This window comes from Shewanella sp. YLB-07 (assembly GCF_009377275.1).
Window position 1 is genome coordinate 284,339 of the sequence record NZ_VOQB01000005.1, and the last position, 13,898, is coordinate 298,236.

Here is a 13,898-nt window from a genome sequence, read left to right on the forward strand (position 1 = left end):
CAAACGTCGGTTAGAAGGTTAACTTAACTCCTGCATTGACTTGCCCTTGCCACATGATATCGGCATTGATATTCCATATGCACTGACCGCCATTACAAAAAAGTGCGTTATCACTGCTGATGAAAGTAGCATAGCCTCTGGCATCGGCAAACAGTGAAACAGTAGAAGTCACTTCATACTCAAGCCCGGCACCAAACCCCATGGAGAAACGTGATTCATTGGAATAATCGCCACTGGGGCGCATATTAGTCACGCCCACACTCGCGGTAACATAAGGCTTAAAATGACCATTAGGAAAGAATAGCGATCCACCTATATGAAAGTAATCGACAGTCAGATCTATGACTGAATCCGGACTAAAGTTACCGCCGCTTCGAAGATCTGTACTCTGACTGCTATAGAGAAAATAGATATTACCGGGATCTTTTGTGGTAACCCCGAACATCACACCATAATTAGCCGATTCAGCAATTTTGACTTTCCCCTGCTCATTAGTATCAGTCTGAGTCACATCGAACTCGCTGGCTGCAAAGCTGTAACCAGCAAAAGGGGCCACAAAAACTTCGGCCGATGCGGATGCCGCAGACAAGGCACCGGTGCTAATCCAAGCCGTGAGCAGTAACTGAGTATACTTTTTCATATCCCTTCCCTTTTGTGGTTGTTTTCTTATCACACCATAAGCCGAGTTAACGCAAGCAAGACTAACGCATGCCTCTGTCTGACTTAACCCGATCGTACGCGAGTTGTATATCTTGCGCCTTACGATTGGCCAGTTCCATCATCTCTTCAGGAAGTCCTTTAGCGACTAGCTTGTCTGGGTGATGCTCGTTCATCAGCTTACGATAAGCACGTTTGACCTCTTGGTCCGATGATGATTCGGCCATGCCCAGGAGGTCATAAGCATCTTCGATACTCGTCTGACTGCCATTGCCTCCTTTATGGAAGTTAAACTCGGCTTGCCAACGCTTAAGCAACTCATCTAACTGGCTTCGGCTATAGCCTAGCTCCTGGGCTATAGTCAGTAAGATCGCGTGTTCATTGGGGTCGAGCTCACCGTCGGACAGAGCAGTCTGGATCTGAATTTCCAGAAACATCTGCAATAACTCTTTACGCCCCATGGAGATAATTCTAAAGGTTTTTAAACAAGCCTTGATATCGAAATCACTGGCTTTACCTTCGCTAAATGCCCTCTGAGCCTCTTGCCTTGCCTCACCTTTGAGCTGCATCTGATCCATCAACATAGTCGCGATACGAATATCGTTTTCAGTCACCTGACCCGATGCTTTCGCTACATGCCCCATCACAGCAAATGTCGTATTAAAGAAAAGTGTCTGCCTATTGGCACCTTTGCCTATGATGCCACTCAACTGAGCGCTCTTTTTATCAAATAAATGGCCTAACCAGAGACCAATCAGGCCTCCAATGATTCGACCAAACATAAAACCTATGGCGAAACCAAAAAACTTACCCCAAATACGCATCTAAAAAACCTTAGCTATCAAAAATTAAGTTATCACAGTGACAAATATCAAATACAAGAATCACACTAGTTTGCTTGTAATCGACGCTCCAGAGCCTCGAGTCGTTCTATTGTGCCCACATCACACCAATAGCCAGAGTAATGACTACCAGATACCAAAGCAGATGACATCTTCTCCCGCAATAACGGTGCTAATGGGAAGCCTGCTTCGGGGGAGTTATCGAATAGCGAAGGATGGTACAGACCCAGTCCAGAAAAAGTCAACGCCATCTCTCCAGCGGTTCTATGCGCAGCAACCAAGCCATGATACAGAGGAAAGTCACCCTGGGGATGCTGACTCGGATTATCCACTAACCAGAGGTGAGCCAATTTTCCGGCATTGATCTGCACCAGAGCAGCCTCAATATCTTGAGGAAGATCATCCATATACACATCGCCGTTTATCACCAAGAATGCTTCGTCGCCAAGCAGAGGCAGTGCACGCTTAATGCCTCCGCCAGTCTCTAATGCACTCTTCTCCGCACTATAGTGCAATCGAATGCCCCAGCGACTGCCATCACCAAGCTGCTCGACTAGCTTCTCCCCCAGCCAGGCATGGTTGATCACTATCTCATCGATCCCCACTGCAGCGAGTCGCTCTATATGATAGACAATCAGAGGTTTGCCACAGACACGCACCAAGGGCTTAGGCAGAGAATCGGTTAGCGGCCTCAGCCTCTCGCCTCGCCCAGCCGCAAGTATCATCGCCTTCATTGTTTGTCCTCAAATGCGGGCACTAAGGTAGTAGCCACCCAAGCGCTAAAGTCCTCTAGCTCAGGGTAACGTGCCGAGATGTCACCGATATAGGTCAGTGTCATAGGAATGTCTGCCATATAGGCAGGCTTGCCATCTCTATAGTTCAAGCGGGCAAAGATACCTGCCGCCTTAATATGCCTCTGTATCCCCATCAGGTCGAACCATCTACGGTACGTCTCTAAGGTTATCGAACTGTCAACTAGACCGGCTTGTTGCTGACTAACATAGTGCTTTTTCATCAAGCCCTCTACCAGCGCATCGGGCCAACGAATATAGCAATCCCGCAATAGTGACACAGCATCGTATGTCACCGGGCCTATGACGGCATCTTGAAAATCAATCACACTCAGCTGCTCAATGCCAAACTCATCGGCAGTGAGCATCAAATTGCGGCTGTGATAATCTCTATGCATACCCACTTTTGGCTGCTCTTCGGCATTTGCCACTAACAAATCAAAGGCCTGCTCGAGCATCTTTCGGGTATCTGTATCAATAACTAACTTCAGATGATGTTTTATCAACCAATCGGTAAAAATATCTAACTCTCTGTGAACGAAGTCTGAATCATACAGGGGTAAGCCCACTTCAGCGTTTTCCTTGAAAGCAGCAAACTTGTCTAAAAGCATTAATGCACGAGAGTAATATGCTGCGACGCTCTCATCGTTTAGCCGTGAAATAAGCTGAACATCCCCCAAGTCACTCAAGAGTAAAAAACCATCTTCAACATTTGATTCAATAACTTGCGGGACATTAACACCAAGATCACCATAGGCTTTGGCTAACTTTATAAATGGAGTCACAGGGATAAGTTCTGGTGGCGAATCCATTATTATGTAACTCTTCTCATCATGAAACACCCTAAAGTAGCGTCTAAAACTCGCATCTCCAGAGATAAGAGATGGGTGTAATTGAGTAGCAAAAACTTGGTTTAGCCATGTATTTAACTGAAGAAATCTAAGATCTGACAAGGGCACCTCATGGCTCTTACGTAAAAATTGCTTTATTATAAAGCAAAATGGAATTAGCTAAAAAGCTCATTGTTGATATTTAGCTGAGTTGCCTGGTAAAAGTGCAACTTTTCTCACCAATATTTGTCCAGACTAAGAAATCATAATAAACGACTTAAGATGCATATCCGATATTTTTTGGCATTAAGCCTACTTCCCCAATTAGTCTTGGCTGAAGAAACCACCTCCGAGCCCGATGCCAGCATACAATGCTTGGTAGAGCCTCCTGTGCCTAGAATGGCCAACTTAGATCCCGACGCCTCTGAATTAGCGCTTCAAGAGATACGCATACTCTCAGATCGCTCGGAAGCTCAGATGGGCAAGCAAGCCAAATTTAATGGCAACGTCTCATTCAGCCAAGGCGGCCGCCATATAGCAGCAGATGAGGCCATACTCGATCAAGAGAGTGAGCGCCTGGATGCTAATGGAAATTTAGTCTTTCAGGATCAGATGTTCACCATCACAGCTGATTCACTTGTGGCTCAGATGCGAGATAATAGTGCCACCCTTACCGGTGCCCAGTACTGGCTTCATGGTCAACAGATCCACGGTGATGCTGAAAAACTTGAAATAACGCCCGATAACAACTTACACCTCACCAAGACAAATTTCACTACCTGTCCTCCGGGAGACTCTTCCTGGTTGCTCGAAGCCGAAAGAATCAAGATCGACAGTACAGAAGAGTGGGGGGAGCTTTGGGATGCCAAGCTAAAAATTGGCGGTATACCTATACTCTATATCCCTTACATGACGATCCCGGTATCGGATAAACGTAAATCCGGTTTTCTTTTCCCGCAATTCAGCACCAGCACCACCAATGGTGTCGAGGTTGCGACGCCCTATTATTGGAACATAGCCCCCGAATACGATCTGACCTTTACACCTCATTACATGTCGGCTCGAGGCTTATTTCTAAAGACTGACTTCAGATATTTAGCCGGTGAATCACAGCAAGGCCAGATCAACGTCGAATACTTGGGCAACGATAACATGATGAGCAACAACGCAGATCGTTATCTCTATCATTGGCAGCACAAGGGCGCAATCAACGAAAATTGGCGAGTATTAGCCAATTTCACCCAAGTTTCCGATAACAACTATTTCAACGACATGAACTCGGATGTCCAATCTGCAACCGATAACCAGCTATCACGCATAGGTGAGATCAGCTATTTTGAAAAAAATTGGGACTTTAGCGCCAGAGTACAGGACATCAAGGTGTTGGGAGAAGATGAGATCCCGTATCAGGTCATGCCACAATTGAACTTTAACTACCGTGCACCGTCACTCTGGAATGGCTTAGATTTTGATTTGATGAGTGAAATTACCAATTTCAAACATCAAGAAAATGAATTCTCCACCGCGACTCGTCTCCATATAGAACCGAGCATTTCATTGCCGATCCAGGGACCAGCGGGCTCATTAACCAGTGAAGTCAAACTATTACAGACCTATTATTGGCAGGATGACCAAGGTAACCCCAAAAACGAGGAGTTAGACGATCAAGTCAGCCGTACCTTGCCTCAGGTTCGTATCCATGGCCAGGTTAACTTCGAGCGTTTTACAGACTACTTCAATGAAAATTATCGCCAAACCTTAGAGCCACAGTTTCAATACCTCTACGTGGGTTATGAAGATCAATCTAATATCGGTATCTATGATACAGCCCAACTGCAGGAGGATTATTACGGCCTGTTTAGAGAGAGACGTTTCTCTGGGCTCGATAGAATCGCCGATGCGAACCAGATGACCTTAGGATTAACCACTCGTTTGTTTGACGAACATAATGTGGAGAAATTTAAGTTTAGTCTGGGACAAATATTCTATTTTCAAGATAGCCGCGTCGGGATCAATGAACCCGGAATGTCGACTCAAACCTTCACTCAGGAAAATACTTCTAACTCTGTTCTAGCGGCAGAATTGAGTACTCAAATCTACAAAGACTGGTATATGAGTGGAGCAATTCAGTATGATACTAAGCAGAGTGAAAACAAGAAGAGTGAAGTCACTTTAGATTTTCGTCCCGGGGCGAACAAGCTACTGCAACTGAGTTATCGCTATGTGCCCGACCTGCTCAACACCAACACCAATGAGTCTGTCGACATATCTCAGGCTGGCATGCGAGGTGCCTGGCCTGTGAGTGATAATCTCTATTTGGTTGGAAACTGGTATTATGATCTCAATGAGAGCCGCAACGTTGAGACATACGCTGGCTTCCAATACGAATCATGTTGCTGGGCCATACGTTTAAGTTATCATTACCGAATCAAGACCAATTATGAAGATGACTTTAACCCAATAGTGGATGACAGAGAGCTATTTGAAAAAGGAATTTACCTTAACTTCGTGATAAAGGGACTAGGTGGTTCCGGCCCATTGGGTGTGACTGATATGCTAGATGATGGGTTGTTTAACTATAGAAAACCTTTATACCTTAAAAACTAGTTAAACAATTAATTGATATTGTTATGAACCATGAGAAAGACTTATAGTCCAATCATGAAATAGATTTTCCAGTCAGCACTAATTTACGCTGCAGCTGATATTAATATGCCAAGGATTTTTGTGGATGAAACCCTGTAAACATTTGATTATTGCGATTCTTACCTTGGCCATGAGCCACATGGCTCAAGCCGAAAACACGACATTAGACCGGGTATCGGTGCAGATAAATGAAGGCATCATTCTGGAGAGTGAAGTCACCAACATGCTGGCAACTGTTAAGGCTAATGCCACAGCAGCGGGTCAATCTCTGCCTTCGGATCAAGCTTTAAGAACCCAAGTTATCGAGCGTTTAATCATGACGCGCCTGCAGATGCAGATGGCCGATAGAATAGGCCTTCATATCGGTGACCTACAGTTAGATCAAACCATAGGTAATATCGCCAAGGAGCAGAAGCTCACCGTCGAGCAGATGAGACAAAAAATTAGCAGCGAAGGCATGAGTTGGGGTCAATATCGTGAGCAATTAAGGGAAGAGATCACCTTAGGTGAAATTCAGCGCATTCAAGTACAGCGCCGCATTCAGGTGTCACCACAAGAGATCAACAACCTGGTTAGCATGATTGAAGAACAGGGGTTGAAACAGATTGAGTTCCAAATAGGCCATATCTTGATTGAGATACCCAATAATCCCACTAGTGAGCAACTGGAAAAAGCGAGTAACCGTGCCAATAAAGTATTGGGTCGTGTTAAAGATGGTGGAGATTTTCGCAGTACGGCTATCGCGGCTTCCGCTGGCCCCAAAGCCCTCGAGGGGGGTATCTGGGACTATATGAACATCAACGAGATGCCGACTCTTTTCGCTGAAGTGTTATCCGATGCCAAGAAAGGCGATATAATAGGTCCGATCAGAAGTGGAGCAGGCTTCCATATCATCAAGGTGATGGACGCTCGAGGCCTACAAACCAAAGAAGTTGATGAGGTACGCTCTCGCCACATTTTAGTTAAGCCTTCACCTATTCTTTCAGAAGAGCGGGCTAAGGCCATGCTAGATAAATTTGTGAAGCAGATCCGCGCAGGTGATGCCGACTTTGGAGCTCTTGCTCGCCAATATTCAGAAGATCCGGGTTCTGGGACCAAAGGCGGTGAACTCGGTTGGGCCGATCCAACGAGTTATGTTCCGGCATTTTCTCAGACGCTGAAAGAACTTAAGGTCAATGAGATCAGTGAGCCTTTCCGCTCTAGCCATGGCTGGCACATAGTCCAGTTAGAAGAACGTCGCAGAACAGATGCGACGAATAAATTTAATACCAATAAAGCACATCAACTTATCTTCCGTCGTAAATTTAACGAAGAGCTACAGACTTGGTTAGACGAGATGAGAGCAGAAGCTTATATCGAAGTTTTTGAAGCTGATTTCAATAGAGGTTAAACGTATTGACGACTAAACGTATTGCCATAACTGCGGGTGAACCCGCAGGTATCGGTCCAGATTTAGTTATTCAACTAGCTCAGCAGGCTTGGCCTGCTGAGCTAGTTGTTTGTGCTGATCCTGATTTATTAACATCGAGAGCCAAGAATCTCGGCCTGCCACTTCAACTTCGGCCCTATCAGCCAAACCAAGCGCCTAAGGCGCAGGAAGTCGGCAGCTTGACTATCGCCCCATTCTCTCTGGCTGTTGCCAGTGTATGCGGTAAACTCGATGAACAAAATAGCACTTATGTCGTCGACACATTACGCTATGCCGGTGAGAAAAATATGAATGGCGAGTTCGACGCCGTGGTGACGGGTCCAGTGCATAAAGGGATCATTAACCAGGCTGGGATCCCATTCAGCGGTCATACCGAGTTTTTTGCTAATCAAGCAAATTGCCAGGATGTGGTCATGATGTTATCGGCTCCAGGATTGCATGTGGCACTCGTGACTACGCATATCCCTTTGGCCTATGTGTCTAAAGCGATCACTCGTGACCGCCTACATCAGATAATAAAAATATTGCATACAGATCTCATCGATAAGTTTGCAATAGAGCAACCCAAAATATATGTATGTGGACTCAACCCCCATGCAGGAGAAGATGGTCATCTGGGCCGTGAAGAACTCGATACCATTATCCCGGCACTCGAAGAGTTACGTGAACTTGGCATGAGTATCGTAGGTCCACTGCCGGCTGACACCATTTTCCAACCTAAGTATCTCGAAGATGCTGATGTGATACTCGCCATGTATCACGATCAAGGCCTTCCAGTACTTAAATCACAGGGGTTTGGTAGTTCGGTCAACATTACCTTAGGACTCCCCTACATTCGTACCTCCGTCGACCATGGCACAGCGCTAGATCTCGCCGGAACGGGTACTGCAGACATTGGAAGCTTCGTCTGCGCACTAAACAAAGCCATAGATTTGGCAGTAAAAGCTGGATAATAGAATAGCAGATGAGTAATAGAGTACATTTAGGCCATACCGCCAGAAAACGTTTCGGACAGAATTTCCTGACTGATCATAATGTCATAAACCGTATTGTTGGCGCTATCGCACCGGACAATGATCATGTCATGGTCGAAATTGGCCCGGGTCTAGGCGCACTTACAGAGCCGGTTGCCAGTTCCATAGATAAGTTGACTGTGGTTGAGCTAGATAAAGATCTGGTTGCAAGGCTACAAGAGCACCCGACTCTGAAACATAAATTAGAAATCCATCAGGGGGATGCCCTAAATTTTGATTTCAGCCAACTGATAGAAGAAGGCAAAGAACTTAAAGTTTTCGGCAACTTGCCTTATAACATCTCTACTCCCTTGATGTTTCATCTGTTCGAATTTGCCGAACACATCAAGAACATGCATTTTATGCTACAAAAAGAGGTCGTATTAAGGCTGTCTGCCACTCCCGGAACTAAGGCCTATGGTCGCTTGACCGTTATGGCTCAGTATCATTGCCAGGTTATGCCGGTACTCGAAGTACCACCTGGGTGTTTTACACCAGCGCCTAAGGTAGATTCTGCAGTCGTGCGATTAGTCCCTTACAAACAGAAACCTTGGCCATGTAAAAATGTCGAATTTCTTAGACATATGACGACTACGGCTTTCAACATGCGTCGCAAGACCTTACGTAATAACTTAAAGCATATGATTTCTGATGAAGAGTTTCTGAGTCTCAACATAGATTCATCATTGAGACCCGAACAGATCTCAGTTGAGCAATATGTTGCTATGGCGAACATGCTCTTAGAGAAGAAGGCTGATGAGCAAACTTAGTTCATTCTCTCGGACTCTTGATTGTGAATGAACACAAGAATACATAGAAATAGAATCGGAGGGCTTGCCCTCCTTTCTTTTGTCATAAAGGTAACTTATGTCTGAGCTCGGGTCGACCATCAAGGTTGAAGTAATAACTGAATATATTGAAGAACAGTCATCTCCCAAAGAAGAGAGATACCTTTTTAGATATACCATCACCATCATCAACCTAGGACAAGCTGCGGTCACATTAGAAAGTCGCCATTGGCGTATAACCGATGCTAATGACCATAAGAGTGAAGTTCAAGGCGCTGGTGTAGTCGGTGAAACCCCGAGAATAGAACCTGACACCGCATACCAATATACCAGTGGCACGGTTCTGGAAACACCGCTAGGAGTCATGCAAGGCACCTACACTATGGTGACCGATGACGGTGAACAATTCCAAGCTACAATTCATCCATTTAGATTATCCGTTCCAGGGTTACTTCACTAATTTAAAGGCGCTGTACTAGATGGCTAACTACTTTGTCGGCGATATTCAGGGGTGTTTTGAAGAGCTAGAGCTAGTGCTTGCCAAAGTTGATTTCAACCCTTCCAGAGATGTGCTGTGGGCCGTCGGCGATCTCATTGCCAGAGGCCCGGGTTCACTTCCCACCCTAAGATACTTCAAGCAGCTTGATGGTTCGGCTAAGGTAGTATTGGGCAACCATGATCTCCACCTTATGGCGGTGTCGGCAAAAATTAAACGTGTAAACCCTAAAGACCAGCTGGGAGCACTCCTGGAAGCGGCCGATTTAGGCTCATTGATTGGTTGGCTAAGGTTACAACCTCTGGTGCAGGAGCTTCCCGAGCATAATATCGTGATGACTCATGCGGGCGTCCCTCCCCAATGGGATATTCAGACCCTAAGAAGCCAGGCTCAACGCGTCAGTAATGCCTTAACAGCCCAAGATTATATTCCATCTTTGATCGCAAAAATGTACACCAAAGAAGCTAATATTTGGGATACTAACGCCTCAGAATTACAAGGGAACATATATTGTATCAATGCCTTGACTCGCATGCGTTTTCTACACCTTGACGGTGGGCTGGATTTCGATTGTAAGTTATCTCCGAGCGATTGCCTCGATCCCAGCCTGACACCTTGGTTTAACTGTGATGGGTTAACCAAGAAAACACACACCTTAGTCTTTGGTCATTGGGCCACTGTGATGGGTAAAGTGGAAAGTGCTAACATTTATGCTCTGGATACCGGCTGTTGCTGGGGGGAGCATCTGACGTTATGGCATATGGAGTCAGATCAAAAAATTACCCAAAATAAGTTAAAAAAGAGTTAAACTAGCCCATAAGTTGGCCGATATAACAAGAGTGGAAACACTTACCTTCTGCCAACCCTTGAATTTTAAAGAGCTTTTTACTAGGGAAAAGTAACTTAATTGTTACAATAAAATATAATAATAATCGGAGAACCCTATGAAAATGAATGTCGCTACCCGAGTCATCGGCGGGTTTAGTATCGTTACCTTACTGTTAGTTGGATTAGGCACAGCCTCACTATTGACTAATAGTAAATTGAAAACCAGCACCCAAGTTTTACAAGAGGTCAGCATTCCGGCACTGGAATCTAGCGGTAGTCTCTTACATAGCATTGCTCAACAAGAGAAACAGATCTTAGTTGCATATCATACTAAGCAATCCCAAGCTCTTCCCCAAATATCCAATCAATTCTCGGCATTAGATGAAGAGTTTAGTTCCGAATTAGCTCAACTATCCAGAATTGTCGGCCAACAAGATCGCGCAGACTTTTCGGGTACGATTTCAAATTTACGCCAAAGTTATCAAAACTTCATTTCCAATGGCGAAAAAATGATTAAGACCCGTGAGAACTCCTTAGTGACTCAGGAAAAGCTAATCATTAAGTTAGAAGATCTGGAAGTTGCGGCTGATGACACAGCTTCATTGCTGCTCGATCTCATCGATCTTGAGATGAGCGAAGATCCTACTGAACAAGAGATTGCAGCCACTGCGGGCAATATAGATAACAGCTTCAGCGGCATAGTCAGCACTAGCTACGATCTGATTAATAGTGAAACTAAGCAAGAGCACCAAACCATCTCCAAAGAACTGGATTACATCGTCAGTGAGGCCAGAAGCAAACTCGAATATGTCACCCGTCACTGGGAGGGCGTTATCGACGACACTCTGTTAAACGACATCAATGAAGAAGCGAGTAAAGTATTTAACTTGCTCGAAGGCAGTGGCTCTATACAAGCCATGAAGGGACGCCAGCTTAATTTCCATGCTTCTGCAGCTCAGATGTTAGCTCAAGTAGAAAAAGATGCTCAAGGCGTCAATGAGAGCATGAAGGGCTTAACCGATAAAGTTGAATCCGTCTCGAGTAGCGTGAGCCAGAGTGCTATCGATGATATCGATGCAGCGAGCTTAAACACCTTAATACTGATCATCTTCGCGATAGTCGTTGCCATCGTTATCAGTATCGCAGTGATCACACCTTTAAAACGCTCACTGGATAAAGTCAACAACGCACTCAAGATTTTAGCTTCCGGTGATCTGACTCACAAATTAGATGATTCGGGCCATGATGAGTTTGCCGAACTATCTCGCAACTGTAATCGCCTGGTGGATAGCTTAAGAGACCTTATCCAAGGGATACTGGACCGCTCGAATCAACTTGCAGCCGCAGCAGAAGAAACCTCAGCAATTACGGCCCAAACCACCGCGGGAATCCAGGAGCAGAAGAGCCAAGTAGATCAAGTTGCCACGGCGACGACTCAGTTGAGCTCGAGTGCTGAGCAGGTCAATAGAAGCGCCGATGATGCCCTAATTCAAATTAAGCAAGCCGATGACGAAGCGCAACATATGCGCGCCATTGCCGACGAGAATAAAGAGACTATCTTGGCTTTGGCCGATGATGTCGCCAAAGCGGGCGTTGTCATCAATAAGTTGCATTCCGATAGTGCTTCTATTGGTTCGATTCTCGATGTGATTCGTGGCATCGCCGAGCAGACCAACCTATTAGCACTCAATGCCGCCATTGAGGCTGCGCGTGCAGGTGAGCAGGGACGAGGCTTTGCCGTCGTTGCCGATGAAGTACGCAGCCTGGCATCGAGAACGCAGGACTCGACCCAAGAGATCCAGCAAATGATTCAAGTCCTGCAAGAAGGCGCTCAAGAAGCTGTTGCCGTAATGGAGCAGGGACGCACTCAGGCAAACTCCTGTGTAGAGAAAACTGAGCAGGCTAACATGGCATTAGAAAGTATCAGTGAAGCCGTTCACAAGGCACATGACTCAGGTACTCATATTGCCAATGCAGCACAAGAGCAGAACTTAGTCAGCCAACAGGTGTCAGAGAAACTCGAACATATCGCCGCCATCTCGGAAGAGACGTCGACGGGGGCCGAACAGACGGCTCAATCCAGTCATCAAGTGGCTCAACTGGCCGAAGAACTGCAAGCATCGGTAAGAGAGTTCAAAGTTTAGGGTTTAGGGTTGAGGGGCTAGAACAGTCGGATCCCACGACCAAGTCATCAAGTGGCTCAACTGGCTGAAGAACTGCAAGCATCGGTAAGAGAGTTCAAAGTTTAGGGCTTAGGGTTTAGGGGCTAGAACAGTCGGGTCCCACGACCAAGTCATCAAGTGGCTCAACTGGCCGAAGAACTGCAAGCATCGGTAAGAGAGTTCAAAGTTTAGGATTTAAAGGCTAGAACAGTCGGGGCTAGAACAGCCGGGCGACTATAACCAAGTCATCAAGTGGCTCAGCTTGCCGAAGAACTGCAAGCATCGGTAAGAGACTTTAAAGTCTAAAAGCTAGTTCCTAGATTCTAGATTCTAGGTTCTAGGTTCTAGAACTAAAAAAATGCCGGATACTTGAGTATCCGGCATTTTTGTAGAAGCTTTATAATGAAAACGGATTAACCGCCTGAAGCTCTCTCTTTTATCGCTGCCGTGATGGCACTAGCACCGTGGCCATTAGCCTCGGCCCAATCTGTAATTGTCTTACCATCCGCTTCGGCAGCCGTAAGATCTGATACAGAAAGGCGTTTAGCGATAAAAGTGCCCACTTTATCCGAACCACTGTTCATTGCAGTTCGCAGTAAACTGCTTCCATCACATGTCACACCCGAATAGATATTACGCAGCTTTACGCGATTTTCTTTTAACTTTTTGCGTAAACGGTTCTTATCATTTGTTTGGACATAATTACAGATATTCGCAGCAAGTTGATCTGAATTGGCTTGTACTGGCATAGAAAATGCTGATGCGGCGATAATTGCAGCAATGCTTGTAGGTAACAGACGCATCTGATACTCCCTCTTATTATTTATTTTTATACTGTAGAGCATCAAACAATCAAAATTTTATATGCCCCACCCTAAACCTGAAACATAACGCTGACGGTAATTTAACATTTTTTTACCAAGTTGATAAAGCTATATTCTAAACCTTTATCATTTATTGATGTTTCTTGGCTGATCCGCTCCCAGGAACCATCATCCCATCGGGGAAAATGAGTATCACCATCGACATCTAGATTGATCTCTGTGAGATAGAGTTTATCGGCTTGGCTTAAAAGAGAGGCATAAAGCTGTCCACCACCTATCACCACCAGTTCTTCACATCCTCCAGCCGCTGCAACTGCGCTTTCAAACGAGGTCACACAGGTCACTCCTGCTATGCTCAATCCTTCTTGACGGCTAATGACTATATTTAGCCTTCCAGGAAGCGCGCGACCTATGGATTCATAGGTCTTACGCCCCATGACAATTGGCTTACCTAAGGTTATGGCCTTGAAGTGCTTGAGGTCTTCAGGAAGGTGCCAAGGCATCTTATTATCTTTTCCAATGACACGATTATTAGCCATCGCAGCTATCATGGCGATTTTCATATATCTCTCCAGGGATCTGTGACCCAATA

At 45.5% G+C, this 13,898-nt stretch carries 13 protein-coding genes; 7 read left to right on the top strand and 6 right to left on the bottom strand.

Going from position 1 to position 13,898, the window contains the following annotated elements:
• Window positions 1-10 precede the first annotated feature (10 nt).
• The 4 genes from FS373_RS13215 to FS373_RS13230 all read right to left on the bottom strand — a co-directional run bounded on the left by FS373_RS13215 (window position 11) and on the right by FS373_RS13230 (window position 3,249).
• Entirely contained in the window at window positions 11-640 is a 630-nt protein-coding gene (locus FS373_RS13215) for an outer membrane beta-barrel protein (protein ID WP_144047914.1), read from the bottom strand.
• Window positions 641-701: 61 nt separating this feature from the next.
• Entirely contained in the window at window positions 702-1,481 is a 780-nt protein-coding gene (gene djlA, locus FS373_RS13220; RefSeq protein WP_144047915.1) for a co-chaperone DjlA, read from the bottom strand.
• Window positions 1,482-1,546: 65 nt separating this feature from the next.
• On the bottom strand, window positions 1,547-2,233 hold the full coding sequence (gene murU, locus FS373_RS13225; protein ID WP_152829613.1) for an N-acetylmuramate alpha-1-phosphate uridylyltransferase MurU: 687 nt from the start codon (window positions 2,231-2,233) through the stop codon (window positions 1,547-1,549).
• Complete coding sequence (locus FS373_RS13230) at window positions 2,230-3,249, bottom strand: aminoglycoside phosphotransferase family protein (RefSeq protein ID WP_322619498.1); 1,020 nt, start codon at window positions 3,247-3,249, stop codon at window positions 2,230-2,232. Before FS373_RS13230 ends, murU begins: the two co-directional genes overlap by 4 nt.
• A 153-nt stretch (window positions 3,250-3,402) precedes the next feature.
• Between FS373_RS13230 and lptD the strand changes: the two genes are divergently transcribed.
• The 7 genes from lptD (at window position 3,403) to FS373_RS13265 (ending at window position 12,464) form a co-directional block, all read left to right on the top strand.
• Window positions 3,403-5,727, top strand: a complete 2,325-nt coding sequence (gene lptD, locus FS373_RS13235) for an LPS assembly protein LptD (RefSeq protein WP_144047917.1) — start codon at window positions 3,403-3,405, stop codon at window positions 5,725-5,727.
• A gap of 124 nt (window positions 5,728-5,851) precedes the next feature.
• Entirely contained in the window at window positions 5,852-7,156 is a 1,305-nt protein-coding gene (gene surA / locus FS373_RS13240; RefSeq protein ID WP_152829615.1) for a peptidylprolyl isomerase SurA, read from the top strand.
• A gap of 5 nt (window positions 7,157-7,161) precedes the next feature.
• Window positions 7,162-8,148, top strand: coding sequence for a 4-hydroxythreonine-4-phosphate dehydrogenase PdxA (gene pdxA / locus FS373_RS13245; RefSeq protein ID WP_144047918.1), 987 nt, complete (start codon window positions 7,162-7,164; stop codon window positions 8,146-8,148).
• Window positions 8,149-8,159: 11 nt separating this feature from the next.
• Window positions 8,160-8,978: a 16S rRNA (adenine(1518)-N(6)/adenine(1519)-N(6))-dimethyltransferase RsmA gene (gene rsmA / locus FS373_RS13250; RefSeq protein WP_144047919.1), complete on the top strand. Its 819-nt coding sequence runs from the start codon at window positions 8,160-8,162 to the stop codon at window positions 8,976-8,978.
• A gap of 97 nt (window positions 8,979-9,075) precedes the next feature.
• On the top strand, window positions 9,076-9,456 hold the full coding sequence (apaG, locus tag FS373_RS13255; RefSeq protein ID WP_144047920.1) for a Co2+/Mg2+ efflux protein ApaG: 381 nt from the start codon (window positions 9,076-9,078) through the stop codon (window positions 9,454-9,456).
• A 19-nt stretch (window positions 9,457-9,475) separates the two neighbouring features.
• Window positions 9,476-10,300 (top strand): symmetrical bis(5'-nucleosyl)-tetraphosphatase, encoded by an 825-nt coding sequence (locus tag FS373_RS13260; RefSeq protein WP_144047921.1) that lies wholly within the window; start codon window positions 9,476-9,478, stop codon window positions 10,298-10,300.
• A 136-nt stretch (window positions 10,301-10,436) separates the two neighbouring features.
• Window positions 10,437-12,464 carry a methyl-accepting chemotaxis protein gene (locus tag FS373_RS13265; RefSeq protein ID WP_144047922.1) on the top strand — a complete coding sequence of 676 codons (2,028 nt, stop codon included), beginning with the start codon at window positions 10,437-10,439 and terminating at the stop codon, window positions 12,462-12,464.
• Window positions 12,465-12,895: 431 nt separating this feature from the next.
• On the opposite strand, the gene FS373_RS13270 is transcribed toward FS373_RS13265, so the two are convergent.
• Both FS373_RS13270 and folA read right to left on the bottom strand, forming a co-directional pair.
• Window positions 12,896-13,285 carry a DUF3718 domain-containing protein gene (locus FS373_RS13270; protein ID WP_144047923.1) on the bottom strand — a complete coding sequence of 130 codons (390 nt, stop codon included), beginning with the start codon at window positions 13,283-13,285 and terminating at the stop codon, window positions 12,896-12,898.
• Window positions 13,286-13,386: 101 nt separating this feature from the next.
• Window positions 13,387-13,869, bottom strand: a complete 483-nt coding sequence (gene folA / locus FS373_RS13275) for a type 3 dihydrofolate reductase (RefSeq protein ID WP_144047924.1) — start codon at window positions 13,867-13,869, stop codon at window positions 13,387-13,389.
• Window positions 13,870-13,898: the final 29 nt, after the last annotated feature.

Coding starts and splice junctions, on each gene's coding strand:
- apaG (WP_144047920.1), top strand. CDS start 9,076: ATGTCTGAGCTCGGGTCGACCATCAAGGTTGAAGTAATAACTGAATAT.
- surA (WP_152829615.1), top strand. CDS start 5,852: ATGAAACCCTGTAAACATTTGATTATTGCGATTCTTACCTTGGCCATG.
- folA (WP_144047924.1), bottom strand. CDS start 13,869: ATGAAAATCGCCATGATAGCTGCGATGGCTAATAATCGTGTCATTGGA.
- FS373_RS13265 (WP_144047922.1), top strand. CDS start 10,437: ATGAAAATGAATGTCGCTACCCGAGTCATCGGCGGGTTTAGTATCGTT.
- rsmA (WP_144047919.1), top strand. CDS start 8,160: ATGAGTAATAGAGTACATTTAGGCCATACCGCCAGAAAACGTTTCGGA.
- FS373_RS13260 (WP_144047921.1), top strand. CDS start 9,476: ATGGCTAACTACTTTGTCGGCGATATTCAGGGGTGTTTTGAAGAGCTA.
- FS373_RS13270 (WP_144047923.1), bottom strand. CDS start 13,285: ATGCGTCTGTTACCTACAAGCATTGCTGCAATTATCGCCGCATCAGCA.
- lptD (WP_144047917.1), top strand. CDS start 3,403: ATGCATATCCGATATTTTTTGGCATTAAGCCTACTTCCCCAATTAGTC.
- djlA (WP_144047915.1), bottom strand. CDS start 1,481: ATGCGTATTTGGGGTAAGTTTTTTGGTTTCGCCATAGGTTTTATGTTT.
- murU (WP_152829613.1), bottom strand. CDS start 2,233: ATGAAGGCGATGATACTTGCGGCTGGGCGAGGCGAGAGGCTGAGGCCG.
- FS373_RS13215 (WP_144047914.1), bottom strand. CDS start 640: ATGAAAAAGTATACTCAGTTACTGCTCACGGCTTGGATTAGCACCGGT.